Consider the following 21049-nt stretch of genomic DNA (forward strand, 5'->3'; position numbering starts at 1 on the left):
ATGGCAAAGGGCACGCGGGAATTTACCGGTCGTCATATGCTGATGGTCCTGTGCGGCGCATTTGGGGTGATCATCAGCGTCAATCTGGCGCTGGCCTATAATGCGGTCAAAACCTTCCCCGGCCTGGAGGTAAAGAACTCCTATGTGGCCAGCCAGGAATTCGACCTGCGCCGCGATGCGCAGCAGTCGCTTGGCTGGTCGGTCTATGCCTCAGCCCAGGAAAACCAGGTCACGCTGGAGATTTCTGACGCCGAGGGAAACCCTGTTGAGGTGGCAAAGCTGAGCGCGATACTGGGCCGGGCGACCCATGTGAAGGATGATCAGAAGCCAGAGTTCAAATTCAACGGGACCGCCTATGTGGCCCCGGCTGATCTGGGGCCGGGCAACTGGAACATCCGCATGGTGGCACGAGCCAAAAATGGCGTTGAGTTCACCCAGCGGGTGATCCTGCACGTAAGAGGCTAGACCAGATATGACTGCCCAGATGCGCCCTGCCATGGCCGTATGCCCCGGCTGCGTTGCCGCCCCAAGCGAGGCGGTGGACACCGCCCCAACAGAGGCGCGTCTGGCGCTGTCGCTGCCGACAATCCACTGTCAGGCCTGTATTTCCAAGGTCGAGCGCGGGCTGAACGCCCATCCCGGCATTCATTCAGCGCGGGTCAATCTGACCCTGAAACGCGCCCTGATCGAAGCCGACCCTGAGGTGCGCGCAGATGATCTGATCCCGGTGCTCGAAGGTCTGGGATTTGAGGCGCATGAGCTGGATCTGGCGACGCTTGCCGCCACCCAAAGCGACCGGGCCGGGCGGGATCTGCTGATGCGGCTGGCGGTTGCCGGCTTTGCCTCGATGAATGTAATGCTCTTGTCGATCTCGGTCTGGTCCGGGGCATCGGATGCAACCCGCGATATGTTCCACTGGATTTCGGCGGCAATTGCCTTTCCGGCGGTGATCTTTGCTGGCAAGCCCTTCTTTTTTAATGCCTGGAGCGCCCTGCGTGTGGGGCGGCTCAACATGGATGTGCCGATTGTTCTGGCACTGGCGCTGGCGCTGATCACCTCCCTGTGGGAGACCAGCCTGTCGGGGGAACATGCCTATTTTGACGCGGCTCTGACGCTGACCTTCTTTTTGCTGGCCGGGCGCTATCTGGACTATCGCACCCGTGCCGTGGCGCGATCTGCCGCCGAGGAGCTCGCCGCGCTTGAAGTGCCCCGCGCCATCCGCATGGAGGAAGGCAACAGGGAGGTTGAGGTTGCGGTCTCGGAGCTTGCCATTGGCGATCTTATCCTGGTGCGCCCCGGGGGGCGGATGCCCGTTGATGGGGTCATCGCCACCGGCCAGTCCGAACTGGACCGCTCGCTGCTTACGGGTGAAACCCTGCCTGTCTTTGCCGAACCGGGCACCCAGGTTTCTGCAGGGGAGGTCAATCTGACCGGCCCGCTGGTGGTCCGCGCCGAAGCGGTGGGCGAAGATACCTCGCTGCACCGGATGGCGGATCTGGTTGCCATCGCTGAATCTGGTCGCTCGCGCTATACCTCGCTGGCCGATAGTGCCGCCAAGCTCTATGCCCCTGGTGTGCATATCCTCTCGGCCTTGGCCTTTATTGGCTGGTATCTCTACACCTATGATCTGCGCATGGCGCTGAATATTGCCGCTGCGGTGCTGATCATCACCTGCCCCTGTGCGCTGGGTCTTGCGGTGCCCGCAGTGACCACCGCCGCCTCGGGGCGGTTGTTCAAGAAGGGCATGTTGATCAAACACTCCACCGCGCTGGAGCGTCTGGCCGGGGTGGATACCGTGGTGTTTGACAAGACCGGCACCCTGACTGCGGGCACGCCGCAGCTGGAAAACCTCGACGCCTTTAGCCGCGCCGAGCTGGCAATTGCCCTGGCCCTGGCCGAGGGGTCATCGCATCCCCTGTCACGGTCCCTGACCGCTGCGGCCCGTGCTGCGGGCATTGCTCCTGCTGAGGTCACAGAGCTGCAGGAACGCCCCGGATTTGGCACCGAAGGCCAGTATCAGGGCCGCACAGTGCGCCTGGGGCGCGCCGCCTGGCTGGGCGCCGATCAGGGCAGCCAAACGGCGGCCTGGCTGGACACCGGCGACGGCACAGCCCCGCGTGGTTTTTTGTTCCACGACGCCCTGCGCCCCGGTGCAGCAGAGGCCGTGGCGCAGCTGCATGCAGCGGGCAAAGAGGTGCTGCTGATCTCTGGCGATACCACCGCTGCGGTGGAGGATCTGGCCCATCGTCTGGGCATCCAGAAATGGCTGGCCGAGGCGCTGCCGCAGGACAAAGCCGCACGGGTCCAGGCCCTGTCTGATCAGGGCCGCAAGGTGCTGATGGTGGGCGACGGGCTGAATGACACCGCAGCGCTGACGGCGGCGCATGTCTCAATCTCGCCGGCCTCTGCCTTGGATGCCGCCCGCGTGGCCTCTGACATTGTGCTGCTGGGGCAGGATCTGGAACCCATCGCCGAGGCCTGTGTGGTGGCCAGCAAGGCGACCAAACGCATCCGCGAAAACTTCCGCATTGCCACACTCTACAATGTGATCGCGGTGCCCCTGGCCATTGCTGGTTTTGCCACCCCCTTGATCGCGGCGCTGGCGATGTCTAGTTCTTCCATTACCGTATCCCTAAATGCGCTGCGCCTGAAGTAACCCGCGCCGCGCCCGACAAAAGTGTCCTTGCCATGAGCGTCCTTGCCTATCTCATCCCCATTTCGCTGCTGCTGGGTGGCGGCGCTTTGGCGGCGTTTGTCTACACGGTGCGCTCAAACCAATATGACGACCCCGAAGGCGACTCGCGCCGCATCCTCAGCGAAGAATGGGACGATCACCCCAAACCCTGAGCACTGTTCTGAGACAAAGACACCTGGCGGCAAAACCGCTGGGACGGCCCAAGGGTTCCTATGCTGGACAAAACTGCGGTCTGTGAGACGGGAAACAACGACGGCTTCCAACCCTGGCACAAGTGTTGGGCCTGGGCGGCTAAACACTTGTGCCAGAGCGAAGGCCTTGCGGGTCGCTCACTTTAAAGCCGACCCAAACTGCTGCGGCGATGTTGCTCCTCGCTCGAGGGCGGGCCAAGCGCAGAAAGCTCCGTTTGGCAAAGGTCGAGGCCGCACGGCGCGATTTTCGGCAGATCTGTCCCATACTTGTGATTCACATTAGGCGCACGGAGGTTTTCCTTTTTGACAGCAGGTTGTTGCAACCGCCCTTCATTGGGCGTGCGTTCTGAATCCCGTGCCCCTTCAGGACGCCGTGTGCATTTTGAATCCATTGCATCCAATGCTAAAAATCTTACGCTGATCGTTGCAGTACGTGGTCCCATGGTCTGGATTTAGCGCGTTCTGTGGATGAAATTGATTTTTGAGTGCGTTATTTGGAGGTAGAAAAATTGCTGCTCGACGACAATGAAACGCGTACCCGCCTGAGGGAATTGGTGTTTTTTAGCAAGGTTCCCGTTTTACTGGTTACGCTCATTCTTTCTTTAGGGTGCTTTTCAATGGTGCGCGCCCAAGAGCTGGGAAAAACCGCGCAAGTCGTGACTGAACAATTGAATCTCCGCAGCGGGCCGAGCACATCCAACCCCGTAATCCATAAGATGCATCAGGGGACACTGGTAAAAATCTTGGCACGCCGGGAAGGTTGGGCCAGGCTTTCACTGGCTGACAACCCATCGATCACTGGTTGGGCAAGTGCCCGTTACCTCGAGGCGTCTTCCGCGACATTTTCCGCGGGCGCAAATGACTATTTCGCAGAGTTCATTACGCGCTATGGCACCCCAAGGGAGCAGGGCTACCTTCCAGAGCTTGATACCCACTTTGCCTTTTTCTGCGCCAATGGGTTCGGCCTTGCGCTCTTTCGCGAGTCGGACGAAGGGGGTGTCGGCTGGACGTCGGACGATTGGTGCGTTCGCGATGTGCTCGCGAAAGACATCGACGGTGACGGTCAGTACGAAATTGTCTATTTTTCCGGCGGAGGAGGCACCGGTTCCTTTGGCATAAAAGAGCGCCATCTCTATTGGCCACCCGGTGTTGCGGAGCCGGCGCGCGGTTACGACTACTTAACCTTGTCGCAAAGTCAGGGAATGGTCCCTGATGAGGACGTCGGAGCCCAATGGGAAGAGCACCGCGAAATGCGGTATGGGCAGAAATGCCGCGATAGCGTCTATACGCCGGATTGGCCTGCCGATGCTCTGTCGCGCCCCGTGGTGATCTGTGAACTCTCTGAGCAAAAAACGATTGAGCTGATTGCCTATGGTGGAGGCGGCAACCTCCACGGCAACGCAAACATCGAAGAGTTTGTCAAAGTAAATGCAGCGCGGGGGTTTGAGCTCGTGGGGGCAGGAACGCCCGATGTCCTAAAAGCGCTGTCCCGAGAGCACCTTGAGCGCGCATCTACAGCTCAAGGCGAGGCTCTGGAGAACTTGTCTTTGCAGAGCCTTGACGCGGTGGACACCGGCGTCAGGCAGGAGCTGAGTAAAGAGCGCCAGGCGATGATCGCGGAGTGGCTGAAGTGATCAGGATTCTGGCCGCCGCTCTTTTCCTCATCCTTTCGAGCCCCGCTTTCTCCGCAGCTGTCGTGGAGGAAGCGATTGATGGCAACGCCCGCCTGGATGGCGATCGGGACACTACAAAGGGGGCTACGCTCAGTTTCGATTGGAAGGCGGAGATCCGACTTGGGCTTCTCATGGGAGAGCCTGTGGTTTCTGTGCGTTTTATTTGGGCGGATCCGATCGGAATAGTGACCCTACCGCAATTGACGCCAAGCGGGCGGTCCTATCGTCCCGTGCATTTGACGCAGCTCCCGGTGGATCTGCGCCAACATCCACGGCTGCTCGATGTGAAACTTAGAATGACGTTCAGCGATGGGGTAAGCCTGCTTGATCACGTTGCCGATGTGGGAGTGACCGGGCCTCCCGGCCAATGGTCGTTTAACGTGCCGGGAAGTCCGGATTGGGAGCGGCTTTTTCGGGTTCACGGCCAGGATGCTTTTGTTTCAGAAAACACTGCAAAAACAGCGGTCCAAAATGGGTTGAGTCTGGTTTCTGTCGTGTTAGAGGACGCGACGATCAGCCTGTATCACTTGCACGAAGACTATGTCCGGCTCTACGGCGCACGCGAAGAGTATCGGGTGCTAGGGACTGCTTACAAGCGTGTACTTGATGGTCTGCAGCGGAGCTACGGCGTCGATGCGAGCGGAATCTCTGGTGGCTGGACGGACGCTTATTTTGTGGCCGAGAACTCCGGGTCGATCGATAGTTCCAAAGTATGGGAAGAGCGAGTACGCAAGCTTGAACAGGTATTGATAAAGCTATCCAGTTTGCCCGAAGAGCTTCGCGCTGGTGATAATCACGGCCCCTATGAACAGGCTGTCGCTGATGCCGATTTGATCCAGAGGGCGGCAGGGCCGGCTGTGCGTGGCTACCGAGCCGAGGGTACAAATCCGGACAGCCAGCCGCAGGGGCGCGAGCCCATGTTCGATGGCGCATACAGGCTGGCCCTACTGCGCGGCGAGCATTGGATTGTTGACAGTGACAGTGGCGATGCGATCCGAATGCTCTCGACGGATTCCGAAATCCTTGTTGCCGGTCTGATACTGTACCGGGCGTCCTTGTCGAACACACCTTGTCGCGATGGCAACATCGCGCTTGCGCTGCATGATCCCGTTTCGGAAGCCGAAGTATCCCATCTGGACATTTCATGTTTTCTGGAAGGGCGCACCGCTTCGGTCAAAGAGGTGGCGACACCAGACGAGGTTTACCCGCGCATAGTGCTGACGCTTCCCACACGGGAACCACGTAAATTTACCAAGACGGTTACCTGTCGACATTGCGGTCGCAGTTCCACCAGGACCGGGAAACTGACCGAATACTATCACGCCGATGTCACGGTTGGGCCGGATCTCAGCGTTACCATGGGGAAAGAGATCTCGGATGTTCCTGGGCGCATTTGCCCAGCCCTCGTGTTGTGCCGAAACTAGTATCCCCAGGACCATTCGGGCTCTAAGCGGGCACTGTTAAACACTCAAAAGGCCCCTCTTTGGAGGGGCCTTTTGTTTGCGACCTGATACGAGAGGTAAGCCCATGGTCGCTTGGATAGGGGGCCTTAGGACGAGGGGCCTAGCGTGTCGCAGGCAACATTGCGGGCGCTCAAGCGGCGGCAGGCGAGGTCGGCCTGTTCTTTGGTCATGCCGAGGAAATTGGCGTCATAGCCCAGACGTGATTTTGCCACCTTGCGCAGGGTGCCGTTCAGGGTCTCCATTTCGGAGAGGGCAGTGCGCAGCAGGACTTTTTCCGCCTGATAGGCACTGGTGTAGCGCCCGACATTGATGCCCCAATATCTGCCGCCCGAGGTCGAGAGCCGGGTCACCACCACGGGCTGTTCGGGGCTGGGCGCCGCCGCATTGGCCAGTTTGATCGGGCGCGCCATGGGCCGCAGCCCGGTAAAGGGCCGGGCTTGCACTCTGACGGGGGCGGAGGACTGCGCGACGGCGGCGGTTACAGTTGCAGCCCCAGCGGTCTGTTCTGATGTGCTGGGAACCGGTCCGGTAGAGGCTGGCAGTACCTTGGCCTCGGCAATGGCTGCGGTGATGCTGGCCTGCAGAATATCGGGATCAATCCCGGTGCCGGTCTCCGCAGGGGAAGGATCCGCCTGCGCTGCCGCGGCCTGTGCTGCGGCTTCCTGGGGCACGGCGGTCTGCGCTTCGGTTGTCTTGGCTTGCGTGGCGGTGGCAATCTGCACCGCTTCGGCGATGACGTCCGGGTCGACAATTGGGCCGGGGCGGGCCAGGGGGCGAAGGCTGGTTTTTACCAGGCCAGTGACGCGGACCGTCTTACCGGCGCCGCCGTTGCCTGCAACCTGGGTTGTGGCGCCAATGCCGCGATTGCCAACATATGCGGGGCGTCCCGGCGCCTGAACGCGGGCCCGGGAGGGGGCGCGACGAAAACCGAGATCCAGCAGTTCGGCAACCTTGGCATTGCGCGAGGTGGAGGATTTACCGCCAAAAACGGTTGCGATGATGCGCTCATTGCCCCGTTTGGCCGAGGCCACCAGGTTGGAGCCCGCAGCACGGGTATAGCCGGTCTTGATGCCGTCGGCACCTTTGTAGGAGGCCAGCAGGCGTCGGTTTGTATTGGGAACGGTTTTGACGCCCGCATCAATCGATCTGCGCGCAAACAGGTGATAATACTCGGGGTAGTCATACAGGATATGGCGACCCAGGGTTGTCATGTCGCGGGCGGTGGACAAATGCCCCGCCTCGGTCAGCCCATGGGCGTTTTTGAATGTTGTGCGTGTCATGCCGAGCGCTTTGGCGGTGCGGGTCATGCGACGGGCAAAGGCGGCTTCGGATCCGGAAATGGCCTCCCCAATGGCGGTGGCGGCATCATTGGCGGATTTTACAGCGGAAGCCCGAATCAGATAGCGAAAGGCAATACGCTGTCCGGTTTTTAACCCCAGTTTTGAGGGCGGTTCGGAAGAGGCGTTTCTGCTGATGAGCACCTTTTGATCCAGCGAGATCTCGCCGTTTCGGACCGCTTCAAAGGCAATATAGAGGGTCATCATCTTGGTCAGAGAGGCGGGGTGCAGCCGGGCATCGGCATTGCGCGAATGCAGTACTTCGCCGGTGCGCGCGTCAACAACCACGGCGGCATAGGCCGCCGCCTGCACCTGGGTCGGGGGAATCAGCACCACCCCAAGAGAGAGAAGAACACCCATGATCCACGGCACAGTCCGGGCCAACGCCCGCTGCCCGCGAACCAGGTGGTTAAACCTGATCTGCACGATATCTGCCATTTTTGCCTCTTGCCGCCGGTTTTCCGGCTGACGATTTTGCCTGCTATGCAGAAAGCCTAGCATATTAGATGGCCGGAAGAAACCTTGGCGATAGGCGGGTGAGCACAGCTGAGAAAGGACTTTCCCTAGATTTAGTTGCCCGGCGGCGGGTTTCGCCTAAATCGGGATTGTCTTAAAGAAGTGTAAACAGAAACGCAGGCTTAAATCCTGTCAGACCCCGGCATGGCACAGTGCGATTCGCCTTCTGTGCGACCTCTGGGCAACAGGTGCTGAGTTTGTTTGCGCAGGTCAGCGGGATTTTTCTGTGTCGGCGAGGCAGAGATCAGAGATGCCCCAACCTGCGCCGCTGAGCCCCTAGGCTTTGAGACTGCGGGTGACGTAATGGGGCGTAGAGTAATGCAGCCCAAAGGAGAACTCGCAGGGGCGGGGCAGCATAGCGCTGACCGCCTGTTCCAGGGCGCTGAGCAGAGCGGCTGAAAATGCAGCATCGCGATGTGGTTTCACCAGCAGTGAGACGCTGACGGTGACATGGCTGTGGTGGAATTCATCTGTGGGGTAGGCGCGCCCCTTGCAGGCGCCGGCACCGCCGTCGTGACGCAGGATGATGGTCTCGATCTCAGCCAGAATCGCAGCGCTGTCGAGCTGCAGGTCACTTGAGTATTTGATCTCTGCATGTGGCATCGGCTGTCTGCTCCTGTTGGTCTTTTGCTATGGCGTCTGCTGCGGGCTTACAATGCTGCGCGGTCTTTCTCAATCCGCGACACCAGCTGTGGCAGCTGGCTGAGATCCGCGATGGCGTTATAGCGAGGGCTGGCTTCCGGGGGCTCTGCATGTTCCAGCTCCCAGATCTCGCCGTGGGGTACATAGGTTCCCCAGCCACCTGCGGTGATCGGCGGCACCACATCCGAGCGCATGGAGTTGCCAACCATCATGGCGCGCGCGATGCCGTCGCCGTGGCGGTTGAAAATCTCCCGGTACACCTCGGGGGTCTTTTCCGACACGATTTCAACCGCGTCAAACAAATCGCCCAGACCGGACTGCGCCAGTTTGCGCTCCTGATCCAGCAAATCGCCCTTGGTGATCAGCACCACCCGGTGGTTTGCCGCCAGTTGCGTCACCGCCTCCTGGGCATGGGGCAGCAGGTCAATGGGATAGGAGAGCATCATCTGCCCCGCCACGATCAGCTCTTGGATGACGGCAGCAGGCACCTGTTGATCGGTCACCTCGATGGCGGTTTCGATCATCGACAGGGTAAAGCCTTTGACCCCGTAACCATAGCGCCCAAGGTTGCGTTTCTCCGCTGCTAGCAAGCGTCGCTCCAGCGCCGGGCGGTCCAGATCGGGCGGGGTGTGATCCTGCAGCAGTTCGGCAAAACGGTCCTGGGTGACCCGGAAAAACCGCTCGTTGTGCCAAAGCGTGTCGTCGGCATCAAAGCCTATGGTTGTTAAATTGCCTGTCATGTTGCTGCGTTAATCCCTTTTCCTGCCCCTTTTCCTGAGCCGTCATTACGCTATATAAGCGGGATATAGATTTCCATGCATGACTGGAACACTAAGCTGATGCCGCTGCTGCCTGTGATGATGTCCGAGTTCTCGGATGACGATGATACCGATCTGGGTCTGCTGACCAAGACGCGCCCAAAGACACAGCGCCCACCGCGCTACAAGGTGCTGTTGCTCAATGACGACTACACGCCAATGGAATTTGTCGTGCTGGTGCTGGAGCGGTTCTTTGGCATGACCCATGCGCAGTCCTTTGAAATCATGCTCACCGTGCACAAAAAAGGTGTCGCGGTGGTTGGGGTCTTTACCCATGAAGTCGCCGAGACCAAGGTTGGTCAGGTGATGGATTTTGCCAATCGTCATCAGCATCCGCTGCAATGCACGATGGAAAAAGAAGAATAATATCAACATATAAGAGGCTATGCTATGTCCCTGCGCCTGTCCCTGGCCTTAGAACCGGGTGGCTGTGTCATGCCCCCAGAGGGGCGCATCGCCGTCTTTGCGCCACGTGCTGGCGTGGATCTCACTGCCCTGCCCAAAGACCGGGTGCTGATCCTGCAGCGCCTGCGGCCAGATTTTGAAGCCTATGAGGCGGCTGGTTTTACCTGTCTGCCCGAGGTGGCGGATCTGCCCGCGCCAGAGCGCTTTGCCGCTGCGGTGGTGTTCTTGCCGCGGGCCAAGGCCGAGGCCCGCCAACTGGTGGCCCAGGCGGCGGCTGTGACCACAGGCCCGGTGCTGGTGGATGGGGCCAAAACGGATGGGATCGATTCGGTCCTCAAGGCCTTGCGTAAACTCACCGAAACATCGGCGCCGGTGTCAAAGGCACATGGTAAGATTTTCTGGTTCCAGGGCGGAAACAATGCGCTCAGCGACTGGATCGCGGCTGACGGCATCCAGGTCGACGGTTTTGTCACTGCGCCGGGGGTGTTTTCTGCCGATGGAATTGATCCGGCCTCACAGCTTCTGGCGGAGTGCTTGCCAGAAAAACTGGGTCGCCGGGTGGCTGATCTTGGTGCGGGCTGGGGCTATTTGGCGGCGCAGATCCTGACCCGCGCAGGGGTCGAGCATCTGCATCTGGTTGAGGCCGACCATGTGGCGCTGGGCTGTGCCCGGCAGAATGTTGCGGATGCACGGGCGCAGTTTCACTGGGCCGATGCGCGCAAATGGCAGGCCCCAGAGCAGGTCAACACGGTGGTGATGAACCCGCCGTTTCATGCGGGGCGCAGTGCCGAGCCAGAGCTGGGGCAGGCCTTTATCTCGGCTGCGGCCAATATGCTGGTGGCCTCGGGGCATCTGTGGATGGTGGCCAACCGGCACCTGCCCTACGAGACCCTGCTGGGAGAGCGTTTTGCCGCCGTAAGCGAAGTTGCGGGGAACAACCGGTTCAAGGTCCTGCACGCCCAACGCCCACGGCGCGCCAAAGGCTGATATCTTCCCTCTGACTTCCCACGCGCGCGGTCCACATTCGCCGTTTCCAAAAGCGGGCACGGGGGGTAGGCTCGCAGCCAAAATCAAACTACAGGAGTATGCCTCGCATGTCCTTTTCCATCGCTGGCAAGACTGCCATCGTCACCGGTGCTTCGTCAGGTATTGGTCTGGCCATTGGCCGTCAGTTTGTGGCCGCCGGAGCCAATGTCATGTTTGCGGATACCAACGAGGCGGCACTGCTGCGCGAGCTGGGCGAGCAGGCGGACGAGAGCAATATTCGCTACTTTGCCGGCAATTTGCGTGAACGGTTGACCATTGCCAATCTGTTGTCAGCGACAATCGACGCCTTTGATGACATCGACATCCTGGTGAACGGGGCGCGCCAGGTGGTGCAAAGCGATCCCTTGGATCCCAACGACGAATCGCTGGAGATGTTGTTGACCGAGAACCTGCTGCCGACGCTGCGCCTGTCGCAACAGGTGGCGCGCCGAATGATCAAACAGGGCGAGGGCCGCGACGCGGGGGCTCCACTGGGGGCCATCGTCAATCTCTCTTCCATTGCGGCGCGGCGCACCCACCCCGAGCTGATGGCCTATTCTGTCGCCTCGGCGGCGCTGGACCAGCTGACGCGGTCGCTGTCGGTCTCCCTGTCGCCACATCGTATCCGGGTGAACTCCATTGCCTTTGGATCGGTGATGAGCGCCTCAATGCGCTCCACGCTCAAGGACAACCGCAGCTACCGTCAGGACATCGAAGAACACACGCCTCTGGGCCGGATTGCTTCCCCGACCGAGCTGACCGAAACGGCGCAGTTTCTGGCCTCGGATGCCGCTGGGTTTATGACCGGCCAGATCTTGACCCTGGATGGGGGCCGCACCCTGCTTGATCCCGTTGCCGCGCCGGTTCACTAACTCAGCCGTTTCCGTTTCCGCCCAGCCCCGGCCAAGCCCCAGCCCCGGCCAAGCCCCCAAGCAGAAAGATCCCGTGATGACCGCCGCCCTCCCGACCGAAATGACCGAAGAAAAAGCCCAGGCCGCCGCCTGGTTCCGCCAGCTGCGCGATGAAATTGTCGCCGCCTTTGAGGCGCTGGAAGACCGCCATGACAGCGGGCCTTTTGCGGATCAGGAACCTGGCCGGTTTGAGGTCTCTGAAACCACGCGGGCCTCTGCGGATGGCTCTGACGCCGGGGGCGGCTTGATGAGCGTGATGCGCGGCGGTCGGGTGTTTGAAAAGGTCGGCGTCAATATTTCAGAGGTCTACGGCACTCTGGGTGAGCGGGCGCAGAACGCCATGGCGGCGCGCAAGGGCCTGCCGGGGATGCGTGAAGATCCGCGCTTTTGGGCCTCGGGGATTTCCCTGGTGGCGCATATGCGCAACCCCCATGCGCCGGCGGTGCATATGAACACGCGGATGTTCTGGACCCCCCATGCCTGGTGGTTTGGCGGTGGTTCGGATCTGAACCCCTGTATCGAATACGAGGATGACACCGCGCATTTTCACGCCACTCAGAAGACCCATCTCGACCCCCATGGCGCTGATCTGTATCCCCGGCTCAAGGAATGGGCGGATGAGTATTTCTATATCCCCCACCGCAATCGGGCGCGCGGCGTTGGCGGTATCTTTATGGATGATCACAACACGGGTGACTGGGCTGCGGATTTTGCGCTGACCCAGGATATTGGCCGCGCCTTCCTGCCGGCCTATCTGCCGCTGGTGGACAAACGCCGGGTGCAGGACTTCTCGGAGGCTGACAAGGACGCGCAGCTGGTGCACCGGGGGCTCTATGCGGAATACAATCTGGTTTATGATCGCGGCACCAAGTTTGGTTTGGAAACCGGCCATGATGCCAATGCGGTATTGATGAGCCTGCCACCCCTGGCCAAATGGGTCTAAGCATGCTGTCTGGCGGCCTGCGATCTTGCGCTCATTTCAGGTGACTTGCGGCTTTGCCCTAGGAAAACAGCGCTCTTCGATAGAGACTAAAAGAACCGGCTGCACAGGCGCCGGTTCTTTTGTGTTTGGGTTTAGGGTTTGAGATGCACAGCAGGTTTTTAGGTGTTTTGGCGAGTATGGTTCTGGCAAGTTGCAGCCCCAAGGCCCCGCCTCCCCCCGAGGCACATGCAGCCCCAACGCAACGCCCGTCAGAGGCACAGCTGGCGCAGCTCAGCAACTATCCGCGCTTTGGCGACAGCGATCCCCATGAATGGAGCGGGCGCGGCCCCAACAGCTATGCGATCCACGGGATTGATGTGTCGCGCTATCAGGGAGAAATCGACTGGCCGCAGGTGCGGCGGGCCGGGGTGTCCTTTGCCTATCTCAAGGCCACCGAAGGCGGCGATGTCGCCGATCCAGCCTTTAGCGACAACTGGCGTGGTGCAGCGCGGGCCGGAGTGCCGCGTGGCGCCTATCACTATTTCTATTTCTGTCGCCCCGCAGAACAGCAGGCGCGCTGGTTTATCAAACATGTGCCGCGTGATGCCAATGCCCTGCCGCCGGTGCTGGATATGGAATGGAACCCACACTCGCGCACCTGTACCAAACGCCCCGATGGCCGGGTGGTGCGGGCCGAGGCGCGCAAATTCCTGTCCCTGCTAGAGGCCCATTACGGTCAGCGTCCGGTGATCTATACTACAGTGGATTTTTATCGCGAAACCGGCATTGGCCGCTTGCATGGCACCGAATTCTGGTTGCGCTCGGTCGCGGGGCATCCGCGTCAGGTCTATCCCGGCGCCTTTTGGCGGTTGTGGCAATATACCGGCACCGGTGTGGTTCCGGGTATTCAGGGGGATGTGGATCTGAACGTCTTCCACGACAGCCCCGAATCCTGGCTGCGCTGGTCGGGGCAGCTCTAGGCGCGTTTCCAGCCGGCCTCGGCCAGCGCCTGACCATAGCCGGAGGCAATCCGCATATCCGGGCCGATACCCTTGTCCAGCAGCGCCTTGTGCATGGATTTCAGCTGCCAGCATGGCACATGCATCACCATGTGATGTTCCAGATGGTAATTGACCCAATAGGGCGCCACAAACAGCCGGGCGATGGGGCCTGCCTTGGTGGTGCGCACGTTTTGCAGCGGGTTCTGCGACTGCTCCACCGCGCCGTGTTCGGCGATATTGCGCACCCGCAGCACAAACTGAAACCAGGTGAGATAGGGCAGCAACCAAAAGGCCAGCCCCCACCACCAGTCGCCAATCAGGCTCATCACCACTGCGACGCCAATAAACACCGGCAGGGATTTCCATAGATGCGGCGCCTTAAAGCTCTGGGCAAAATCCGAAGTCGCCGCCTCGATGGCGTCATCGTCGCCTGCCAGGCGAAAGCTCATCAGGATTTGGCCCAGCAGCTGTTTACCGCCCGTCTGGCCGGTCAGGTCGCGGGTGAATTTGCGTTTCAGCGAGGCCTTGGAGGTGGGGAATTTGACGCTGAGCTTCAGATCCGGGTCTTTGTCCGTCTGGGTAAAGCGATGATGGGTCAGGTGGTAATGGCGATAGGCGGCAAGCTCGGCCAGAATCGGCCGCCCGCATAGCCATTCGCCAACGATGTCATTCCATTTGCGGCTCTTGAACAGGGCGTTATGCGCCGCCTCATGCATCAGGATCGCCAATCCCAATTGGCGCGAACCGATCACCATGACAGCAAGAACAAAGGTCAGCGGATTGGGCCAGAGCGCAAACAGCGCCAGCGCGCAGGCAATCACCCCCCAGCAATGCAGCACTAGCCACAGGCCCATGGCATCGGACCGTTCGGCCAGGGGACGGATCTCGTCGCTGCTAAGATAGGATTTTCCGGGTGTCATGATGTGCTCCTCCTGATCACAGGATCGCCTGTATCAGGGGAGGCGGTCAAATGGGGCGCCACGTCATACTTTTGCGTATGTCGTGGCGGCACTTTGCAGGAGCTGTGGCTGCGGGGCTAGGGCGCTACTGACGCCAGTCAAAAAATCCGGGACCGGCTGTGGCCAGCAATTTTGCCGCCATGTCGCGCCCTAGGTCAGCGCCGTCCTCGATTGCACAGGTCTGTGCATCGGCAATCGCTTCGGAGCCATCGGGGCGCAGCACCTCGCCGCGCAGCCGCAGGCTGCCGCCGTCTAACTCAGCCAGGCCGGCAATGGGCGTCTCGCAGGATCCATCCAGCGCGGCCAGAAAGGCGCGCTCTGCCGCCAGCCGCTGGCCGGTGGTGACATCATGGATCGCCTCAAGCATCGCGGCCACCCGGCTGTCATCGCCCCGCCGCTCAATGCCAATTGCGCCCTGCGCCACAGCAGGCAGCATGTCAGTGGTTTCGATCGCGGTGGCAGGCACATCCTCCATCGCCAACCGGTTCAGGCCAGCCATCGCCAGAAAGGTGCATTCGGCAACACCTTCGTTCAGCTTTTTCAGCCGGGTCTGCACATTGCCGCGAAACTCCACCACCTGCAGGTCCGGGCGACGGTTTATCAATTGCGCACGGCGGCGCAGCGACGAGGTGCCAACAACAGCGCCGGGCTCCAGATCCTGCAGCCGGGAAAACTTTGGCGACACAAAGGCGTCGCGCACATCTTCGCGCGGCAGATAGCAATCCAGCAGCAGCCCCGCAGGCTGGGCCACCGGCATGTCCTTCATCGAGTGCACCGCGATATCGATGGCGCCCGACAACAGATCCTCTTCGATCTCCTTGGTGAACAGCCCCTTGCCACCCAGCTCCTTGAGCGGCTTGTCCGCTGCGATCAAAGCCTGGTTGTCACCACTGGTCTTGATCACCACGATCTCAAAGGCCTCCGGGGCCAGATCAAAAGCCTCCGCCAGACGGCGGCGGGTCTCATAGGCCTGGGCCAGCGCCAGCGGCGATCCACGGGTGCCAATTTTCAGCGGAGAAGCGGGGGAGGGCAGGTTCTGTGTCATGTAAGAACCTTTAGTAGCGGCGATTTGCCGTTGCAAGCACTGCACAGGCTACCCTTGACAATTTGCCGCTTTGGGTCGACCTCATGGGCGACGTAAACGAGCAGGCGAAATCGAGGGTGACATGGCTGAACAAAAGAAAATTCTGCGCGCATTGGCAGGGGAAACACAGGACGTGCCACCGATCTGGATGATGCGCCAGGCGGGCCGCTACCTGCCGGAATACCGCGCCACCCGCGCCCAGGCCGGGGATTTTCTCAAGCTCTGCTACAATCCCGAACTCGCGGCTGAGGTCACCCTGCAGCCAATCCGCCGCTACGGATTTGACGCTGCGATCCTGTTTGCCGATATCCTGCTGATCCCCCAGGCGCTGGGCGCCGATCTGTGGTTTGTCACCGGCGAAGGCCCGCGCCTGTCGACCATCACCACCGAGGCGGATTTTGCCAAACTGGGCCCGGTGTCGGACATCCACGAAACCCTGAACCCGATTTACGAGACGGTGAAAATTCTGTCGCGGGAATTGCCCAGTGAAACAACGCTTATTGGCTTTGCCGGGGCGCCCTGGACTGTGGCCACCTATATGATTGCCGGGCGCGGCACTCCGGATCAGGGACCGGCCCATGCCCTCAAACAGGAAAACCGTCCCCTGTTTGAGGCGCTGCTGGCCCGCATCACCGAAGCAACCATCGACTACCTGTCAAAACAGATCGAGGCCGGTGCCGAAGTGGTCAAGATCTTTGACAGCTGGGCAGGCTCGCTGAAAGGGGACGATTTCCGCAAATATGCGCTTCAGCCCTGCCGCGAAATCACCGCAGCGCTGAAACAGCGCCACCCCGGCATCCCTGTCATCGGCTTTCCACGTGAAGCGGGCGAAAAATACCTGGGCTTTGCCAAGGAAACCGGAATTGACTGCCTGGCACTGGACAACTCGGTTGATCCCCTTTGGGCGGCGCAGAACCTGCAGGTGGATGGCTGCGTGCAGGGCAACCTGGCCTCGCGCCATATGGTGACCGGTGGTCAGGATCTGGTGGATGAAACCCGCGCCATTGTGCAGGCGTTCAAGAACGGTCCCCATATCTTCAACCTGGGCCATGGCATCACCCCGGATGCGGACCCGGACAATGTGCAGCTGATGATCGATACGGTCCGTGGCGGCTGATCCCAGCCCAGATGGCCTGACCCTGCGCCCGGCGCGTCCTGACGACGCGTCGAGCCTGGCGGCTTTGTCGATCGAAGTCTGGCTCAGCACCTACCTGCGCCATGGGGTGAACAGCCTGTTTGCTGACTATGTTTTTTCTGAACTGACACCCGCCCGGTTCCAATCTCTGCTGCAGCAAAAGAGCGAGACATTCATCGTCTCGCAGAATGTTGAGGGTATCGACGGCTTTATCCGCATCTCAGAGGGGCAATCACCACCTGCAGGCCTCGGTTCGGCGGTTGAGATCGCAACCCTTTATGTTCAGCCGCGCCATCATGGCCGGGGGCTGGGGCGGGCACTGTTGCAGGCCGGATTGCAGCGCTGCGCTGATTTAGCGGCTCCGGCGCCCTGGCTCACCACCAATTCAGAAAATACCGCTGCAATCGGCTTTTACCAGCGCATGAGATTTGAAATCACCGGCGAGACCGCCTTTTGCCTCGGCTCCCAGAGCTACCCCAACACATTGCTGACCTATTGCCCCAAGGCCCGGTAACCACTGGCCTTCGTTTTTCATCTTACTTGAAATACCTCGGGGTGAATTGGCCTTTAGGCCAAGAGGGGCAGAGCCCCGTTTAGCGCGCCTGCCTTGCAAACACCCGGGGTTTGGTGCATCAGCGCCACAGATACGATCCCGTATATGATCTGATATGAAAGCAGCCCCATGGACTACGGAAAAACCGGAAACCCCAAAAAGGGCAGCAATGCTCCGCGCCACGCCGAGCATAACGCCAAGGGCAGCCGCAAAAATCCCTATGACAAGACGGCGGACAAATCGGCGCTGCTGGCCCGGATGAAAGCCGCAGCCGAGGCCAAAGCCAAAGGCTGAAGTGCCTGCCTTTGAGCCTGCCTCCCCCCCCCACGCATCACCCGGCGCATCACCCGGCGCATCACCCGGGGGAGGGGGCCTTGCTCCACTCTTGCGCCAGGTCGTCACCCAGGTCGCCGCTGAGGTGGTGATCAGGCGGTCAAGCTGCGGGCAATCAGTTCCTTCATGATCTCGTTTGATCCCCCATAGATCTTTTGCACCCTGGCATCGGCATACATGGTCGAAATCGGATACTCCGACATATAGCCATAGCCGCCAAACAGTTGCAGGCATTCATCGATGGTGTCGCATTGCATCTGGGTCACCCACCATTTCGCCATCGAGGCAGTGGTGGCATCCAGTTCACCGCGCAGATGTTTGGCAACGCAGTCATCCAGAAACACCCGCGCAATATGGGCAATGGTCTTGACCTCAGCCAGTTTGAAACGGGTGTTTTGCATCTCCAGCAGCGGCTTGCCAAAGGCGATGCGCTCGGCTGTATAGGCAACCGTTTCCTCCAGCGCCTTTTCCATCGCGGCAGCGCCGCCCAGGGCGACCACCAGGCGCTCCTGTGGCAGGGATTTCATCAGCTGATAAAACCCCTGGCCCTCAGTTTCGCCCAGCAGGTTCTCCGGTGGCACCCGCACATTGTCAAAGAACAGCTCCGAGGTGTCCTGGCTTTTGAGGCCCAGTTTTTCCAGATTGCGCCCGCGGGCAAACCCCGGCGCTTCGGCGGCCTCGACCACGATCAGCGAAATACCTTTGGAGCCGAGGCTCGGGTCGGTTTTGGCCACCACGATGATCAGGTCCGCCTGTTGGCCATTGGTGATAAAGGTCTTGGAGCCGTTGACCACATATTCGTTGCCCTCCAGCCGGGCTGTGGTCTTGATGTTTTGCAGATCCGATCCGGTGCCGGGCTCTGTCATGGCAATGGCGCAGACCATTTCGCCGCTGGCCATTTTGGGCAGCCAGCGCTTTTTCTGCGCCTCAGAGCCATAGTCAAGAATATAGCCCGCGCAGATCTGGCTGTGCACCGAATTGCCAAACCCTGAAAACCCCGCGGCGCGGAATTGTTCGGTGGCAATCACAGCCTCATGGCGAAAATCCCCGCCCATGCCGCCGTATTCTTCCGGCACCGAGGCGCAGAGAATGCCAAAATCCCCGGCCTTGTTCCAGAAATCGCGGTCGATATGGCCCTGTTGTTGCCAGCGGTCCTCATGTGGGACCATTTCCTTGGCGTAAAAGCCGCGCAAGGACTCCTGCAACATGGTGAGCTCGTCATCCATCCAGGGTGAGATATGGGCAGTCATGTGGATCAATCCTTGTTGAGGCCAAGTTCGGCGAGAATTTCAGCGCTGTGCGCCCCGCGTTCGGGGCTGGCTGCCGGAGCCCAGGCCGCCTGCGGTCCGGCGGAGGCATCAGCAAAGCGGGGGGCGGGGGCGGCCTGCAGCACGCCGTCATGTTCCACCCAAGCGCCACGGGCATTCATCGGATGGTGCAGGGCCTCATCGGGGCTCAGGACCGGGGCAACGCAGGCATCGGTGCCGTCAAACAGCGCCGCCCAATGGGCGCGGGGCTGCGCGGCAAAGATCCCGGCCAGCCGCGCGGTCAGGACGGGCCATGTGTTGCTGTCGAACTGCTGTTTGAAATCGGCGTCCTCGCTGAGCTCAAGCAGCGACAGAAACTGGGCGTAGAATTTGGGTTCCAGACATTGCACCGTCATATAGCCGCCATCGGCGCAGGCATAAGAGCGGCTCCAATGGGGGCCATCCAGCAGGTTCTGCCCGCGTGTCTCGCCAAAGCCCCCGGCCTGGCGGATGCTCATCAAGAGGTTCATCATATGGGCAGAGCCATCGTAGATCGCGGCGTCGACCACCGTGCCGGCACCGCTGGTTTTTGCCCGCAACAGCCCGGCCAGCATGCCACCCACCAGATACATCGCACCGCCGCCGATATCACCGACCAGCGTGGCGGGTGTCAGGGGGGCGTCGCCGGGGTTAGACGCATACCAAAGCGCGCCGGAAAGCGAGATATAGTTCAGATCGTGCCCCGCTGTCTCAGACAGGGCACTGTCCTGCCCCCAGCCGGTCATGCGGCCAAAGACCAGCGCGGGGTTCACCGCCTGGCAGGCCTCGGGGCCGATGCCCAAGCGTTCCATCACACCGGGGCGAAACCCTTCGATCAGCCCGTCTGCGGTGGCCACAAGGGCAAGGAAGGTCTTGATGTCCTCCGGGTCTTTCAGGTCCAGCGCAATAGAGCGCTTGCCCCGATCCAGCACCGAGCGTTCTGGCATGCCGGGGGTGACACCACCGCCCTTGCGATGGACGCAGATCACATCGGCGCCCATATCGGCCAGCCACATGGCGGCAAAGGGGCCAGGGCCGAGGCCTTCCACTTCGATAATGCGTGTCCCTTGGAGCATCCTGCCCTCCCTGTTGGGTCTGTTTTTCGCCGGGCTATGTGGGGGGAGGCGCCGCTGTCAGCCCCTCCCCCGGCTGGTTGTTTAGAAGCCGCCGTAGCCACCGCCGACGATCAGTGTCTGCCCCGAGACATAGTTGCTTTCGGGAATGCAGAAGAGATAGACGCCACCGGCGGCCTCTTCGGCGGTGCCAGCGCGCCCCAGAGGGATCATCATTTCCATGCCCTGCACCAGCTTCTTGGGGATGCCGATGGCAACTTTGTTGCCTTCGACCTCGATGGATTTCTTTTCATCGGTGGCTTCGGTCAACCGGGTGGAGATCATGCCAAAGGCCACGGCGTTGACGTTTACTTTGAAGCGCCCCCATTCCTTGGCCATGGTTTTGGTCAGCCCGATGACGCCGGATTTGGCAGCTGAGTAATTGGCCTGGCCTGCATTGCCGCCGGTGCCGGAAATGGAGGAGATATTCACCACCTTGCGAAACACCTCGCGCCCTTCTGCGGTCTCTTGCGCCACCTGTTCGGCAATAAAGGGGGCTGCCGCGCGCAGGATCTGAAACGGTGCTTTCAGGTGCACATCAATCATGGCGTCGAACTGTTCGTCGCTCATCTTGCCGATGAAACCATCCCAGGTGTAGCCGGCATTGTTGACGATCACATCGACGCCGCCAAACCTGTCGATGCCTGCCTGGATGAAACCATCGGCAAAGCCGGGCGCGGTGACCGAGCCCGCAACGGCCAGGGCCTTGCCGCCCATGGCCTCAATCTCTGCCACTACCTCCTGTGCGGGCTCCGCATCTAGGTCATTGAGCACTACATTGGCACCATCTTCCGCCAGTTTCAGCGCGATGGAGCGGCCAATACCGCGTCCGGCGCCGGTGACATAGGCGGTTTTGCCTGTGAGTTTTCCTGTGAGTTCGGTCATAGTTCAAGTTCCAGTTCATTCTCAGTTGAAGGCCCACCCGGCCTGTGGCCGGGTAGCGCCCCTCCGCCCCGTGGGCGGGCGCTTCGCTTGCGTCCGCGGACG

General features: G+C 60.6%; 21 protein-coding genes. 13 read left to right on the forward strand and 8 right to left on the reverse strand.

Going from position 1 to position 21049, the window contains the following annotated elements; genetic code table 11:
* The 5 genes from N1037_03755 to N1037_03775 all read left to right on the forward strand — a co-directional run bounded on the left by N1037_03755 (position 1) and on the right by N1037_03775 (position 5983).
* The gene (locus tag N1037_03755) at positions 1-465 is read left to right on the forward strand and encodes a FixH family protein (GenBank protein UWS80153.1); all 465 of its coding nucleotides are present in this window, start codon (positions 1-3) and stop codon (positions 463-465) included.
* 7 nt (positions 466-472) lie between these two features.
* On the forward strand, positions 473-2656 hold the full coding sequence (locus tag N1037_03760; protein UWS80154.1) for a heavy metal translocating P-type ATPase: 2184 nt from the start codon (positions 473-475) through the stop codon (positions 2654-2656).
* Between the two features lie 32 nt (positions 2657-2688).
* Positions 2689-2847, forward strand: coding sequence for a cbb3-type cytochrome oxidase assembly protein CcoS (ccoS, locus tag N1037_03765; GenBank protein UWS80155.1), 159 nt, complete (start codon positions 2689-2691; stop codon positions 2845-2847).
* A 524-nt stretch (positions 2848-3371) separates the two neighbouring features.
* Complete coding sequence (locus N1037_03770; protein UWS80156.1) at positions 3372-4520, forward strand: SH3 domain-containing protein; 1149 nt, start codon at positions 3372-3374, stop codon at positions 4518-4520.
* Positions 4508-5983 carry a hypothetical protein gene (locus tag N1037_03775; GenBank protein ID UWS80157.1) on the forward strand — a complete coding sequence of 492 codons (1476 nt, stop codon included), beginning with the start codon at positions 4508-4510 and terminating at the stop codon, positions 5981-5983. Before N1037_03770 ends, N1037_03775 begins: the two co-directional genes overlap by 13 nt.
* A gap of 125 nt (positions 5984-6108) precedes the next feature.
* Here N1037_03775 and N1037_03780 read toward each other — a convergent pair whose 3' ends face one another.
* The 3 genes from N1037_03780 to N1037_03790 form a co-directional block, all read right to left on the reverse strand.
* Positions 6109-7797, reverse strand: coding sequence for a D-alanyl-D-alanine carboxypeptidase (locus N1037_03780; GenBank protein ID UWS80158.1), 1689 nt, complete (start codon positions 7795-7797; stop codon positions 6109-6111).
* A gap of 354 nt (positions 7798-8151) precedes the next feature.
* Positions 8152-8478, reverse strand: coding sequence for a hypothetical protein (locus tag N1037_03785; GenBank protein UWS80159.1), 327 nt, complete (start codon positions 8476-8478; stop codon positions 8152-8154).
* 47 nt (positions 8479-8525) lie between these two features.
* Positions 8526-9257, reverse strand: a complete 732-nt coding sequence (locus N1037_03790) for an HAD family hydrolase (protein UWS80160.1) — start codon at positions 9255-9257, stop codon at positions 8526-8528.
* Between the two features lie 75 nt (positions 9258-9332).
* Between N1037_03790 and clpS the strand changes: the two genes are divergently transcribed.
* The 5 genes from clpS to N1037_03815 all read left to right on the forward strand — a co-directional run bounded on the left by clpS (position 9333) and on the right by N1037_03815 (position 13579).
* Positions 9333-9701 carry an ATP-dependent Clp protease adapter ClpS gene (gene clpS / locus N1037_03795; GenBank protein UWS80161.1) on the forward strand — a complete coding sequence of 123 codons (369 nt, stop codon included), beginning with the start codon at positions 9333-9335 and terminating at the stop codon, positions 9699-9701.
* Positions 9702-9725: 24 nt separating this feature from the next.
* Positions 9726-10727 (forward strand): class I SAM-dependent methyltransferase, encoded by a 1002-nt coding sequence (locus tag N1037_03800; GenBank protein UWS80162.1) that lies wholly within the window; start codon positions 9726-9728, stop codon positions 10725-10727.
* A gap of 107 nt (positions 10728-10834) precedes the next feature.
* Positions 10835-11638, forward strand: a complete 804-nt coding sequence (locus tag N1037_03805) for an SDR family oxidoreductase (protein UWS80163.1) — start codon at positions 10835-10837, stop codon at positions 11636-11638.
* Positions 11639-11714: 76 nt separating this feature from the next.
* A complete protein-coding gene (gene hemF, locus N1037_03810) occupies positions 11715-12620 on the forward strand; it encodes an oxygen-dependent coproporphyrinogen oxidase (protein UWS80164.1) in 906 nt (301 codons plus the stop codon).
* Positions 12621-12796: 176 nt separating this feature from the next.
* Positions 12797-13579: a glycoside hydrolase family 25 protein gene (locus N1037_03815; protein UWS80165.1), complete on the forward strand. Its 783-nt coding sequence runs from the start codon at positions 12797-12799 to the stop codon at positions 13577-13579.
* Here N1037_03815 and N1037_03820 read toward each other — a convergent pair.
* Both N1037_03820 and hemC read right to left on the reverse strand, forming a co-directional pair.
* The gene (locus tag N1037_03820; GenBank protein UWS80166.1) at positions 13576-14520 is read right to left on the reverse strand and encodes a fatty acid desaturase family protein; all 945 of its coding nucleotides are present in this window, start codon (positions 14518-14520) and stop codon (positions 13576-13578) included. The two genes, N1037_03815 and N1037_03820, sit on opposite strands and share 4 nt — an antisense overlap.
* A gap of 124 nt (positions 14521-14644) precedes the next feature.
* The gene (gene hemC, locus N1037_03825) at positions 14645-15604 is read right to left on the reverse strand and encodes a hydroxymethylbilane synthase (GenBank protein UWS80167.1); all 960 of its coding nucleotides are present in this window, start codon (positions 15602-15604) and stop codon (positions 14645-14647) included.
* Between the two features lie 121 nt (positions 15605-15725).
* Here hemC and hemE point away from each other — a divergent pair, with 121 nt between their 5' ends.
* The 3 genes from hemE (at position 15726) to N1037_03840 (ending at position 17625) form a co-directional block, all read left to right on the forward strand.
* On the forward strand, positions 15726-16760 hold the full coding sequence (gene hemE, locus N1037_03830) for a uroporphyrinogen decarboxylase (GenBank protein ID UWS80168.1): 1035 nt from the start codon (positions 15726-15728) through the stop codon (positions 16758-16760).
* Positions 16750-17292 carry a GNAT family N-acetyltransferase gene (locus N1037_03835; GenBank protein UWS80169.1) on the forward strand — a complete coding sequence of 181 codons (543 nt, stop codon included), beginning with the start codon at positions 16750-16752 and terminating at the stop codon, positions 17290-17292. The genes hemE and N1037_03835 overlap by 11 nt, the downstream gene beginning before the upstream one ends.
* 168 nt (positions 17293-17460) lie before the next feature.
* On the forward strand, positions 17461-17625 hold the full coding sequence (locus N1037_03840; protein UWS80170.1) for a hypothetical protein: 165 nt from the start codon (positions 17461-17463) through the stop codon (positions 17623-17625).
* Positions 17626-17756: 131 nt separating this feature from the next.
* Here the strand turns inward: N1037_03840 and N1037_03845 are convergent, their stop codons facing one another.
* The 3 genes from N1037_03845 to N1037_03855 form a co-directional block, all read right to left on the reverse strand.
* Complete coding sequence (locus N1037_03845) at positions 17757-18914, reverse strand: acyl-CoA dehydrogenase family protein (protein ID UWS80171.1); 1158 nt, start codon at positions 18912-18914, stop codon at positions 17757-17759.
* Between the two features lie 5 nt (positions 18915-18919).
* Complete coding sequence (locus tag N1037_03850) at positions 18920-20026, reverse strand: CoA transferase (GenBank protein UWS80172.1); 1107 nt, start codon at positions 20024-20026, stop codon at positions 18920-18922.
* A gap of 81 nt (positions 20027-20107) precedes the next feature.
* On the reverse strand, positions 20108-20947 hold the full coding sequence (locus N1037_03855) for an SDR family oxidoreductase (GenBank protein ID UWS80173.1): 840 nt from the start codon (positions 20945-20947) through the stop codon (positions 20108-20110).
* Positions 20948-21049 lie beyond the last annotated feature (102 nt).

It is taken from the genome of Phaeobacter sp. G2 (assembly GCA_025163595.1).
Classification (GTDB): Bacteria; Pseudomonadota; Alphaproteobacteria; order Rhodobacterales; family Rhodobacteraceae; genus Pseudophaeobacter.

Bases quoted from the DNA above. Each gene is read 5' to 3' on its own strand.
- N1037_03755 (UWS80153.1), top strand. From the start codon at position 1: ATGGCAAAGGGCACGCGGGAATTTACCGGTCGTCATATGCTGATGGTC.
- N1037_03760 (UWS80154.1), top strand. From the start codon at position 473: ATGACTGCCCAGATGCGCCCTGCCATGGCCGTATGCCCCGGCTGCGTT.
- ccoS (UWS80155.1), top strand. From the start codon at position 2,689: ATGAGCGTCCTTGCCTATCTCATCCCCATTTCGCTGCTGCTGGGTGGC.
- N1037_03780 (UWS80158.1), bottom strand. From the start codon at position 7,797: ATGGCAGATATCGTGCAGATCAGGTTTAACCACCTGGTTCGCGGGCAG.
- N1037_03785 (UWS80159.1), bottom strand. From the start codon at position 8,478: ATGCCACATGCAGAGATCAAATACTCAAGTGACCTGCAGCTCGACAGC.
- N1037_03790 (UWS80160.1), bottom strand. From the start codon at position 9,257: ATGACAGGCAATTTAACAACCATAGGCTTTGATGCCGACGACACGCTT.
- clpS (UWS80161.1), top strand. From the start codon at position 9,333: ATGCATGACTGGAACACTAAGCTGATGCCGCTGCTGCCTGTGATGATG.
- N1037_03800 (UWS80162.1), top strand. From the start codon at position 9,726: ATGTCCCTGCGCCTGTCCCTGGCCTTAGAACCGGGTGGCTGTGTCATG.
- N1037_03805 (UWS80163.1), top strand. From the start codon at position 10,835: ATGTCCTTTTCCATCGCTGGCAAGACTGCCATCGTCACCGGTGCTTCG.
- hemF (UWS80164.1), top strand. From the start codon at position 11,715: ATGACCGCCGCCCTCCCGACCGAAATGACCGAAGAAAAAGCCCAGGCC.
- N1037_03815 (UWS80165.1), top strand. From the start codon at position 12,797: ATGGTTCTGGCAAGTTGCAGCCCCAAGGCCCCGCCTCCCCCCGAGGCA.
- N1037_03820 (UWS80166.1), bottom strand. From the start codon at position 14,520: ATGACACCCGGAAAATCCTATCTTAGCAGCGACGAGATCCGTCCCCTG.
- hemC (UWS80167.1), bottom strand. From the start codon at position 15,604: ATGACACAGAACCTGCCCTCCCCCGCTTCTCCGCTGAAAATTGGCACC.
- hemE (UWS80168.1), top strand. From the start codon at position 15,726: ATGGCTGAACAAAAGAAAATTCTGCGCGCATTGGCAGGGGAAACACAG.
- N1037_03840 (UWS80170.1), top strand. From the start codon at position 17,461: ATGGACTACGGAAAAACCGGAAACCCCAAAAAGGGCAGCAATGCTCCG.
- N1037_03845 (UWS80171.1), bottom strand. From the start codon at position 18,914: ATGACTGCCCATATCTCACCCTGGATGGATGACGAGCTCACCATGTTG.
- N1037_03850 (UWS80172.1), bottom strand. From the start codon at position 20,026: ATGCTCCAAGGGACACGCATTATCGAAGTGGAAGGCCTCGGCCCTGGC.
- N1037_03855 (UWS80173.1), bottom strand. From the start codon at position 20,947: ATGACCGAACTCACAGGAAAACTCACAGGCAAAACCGCCTATGTCACC.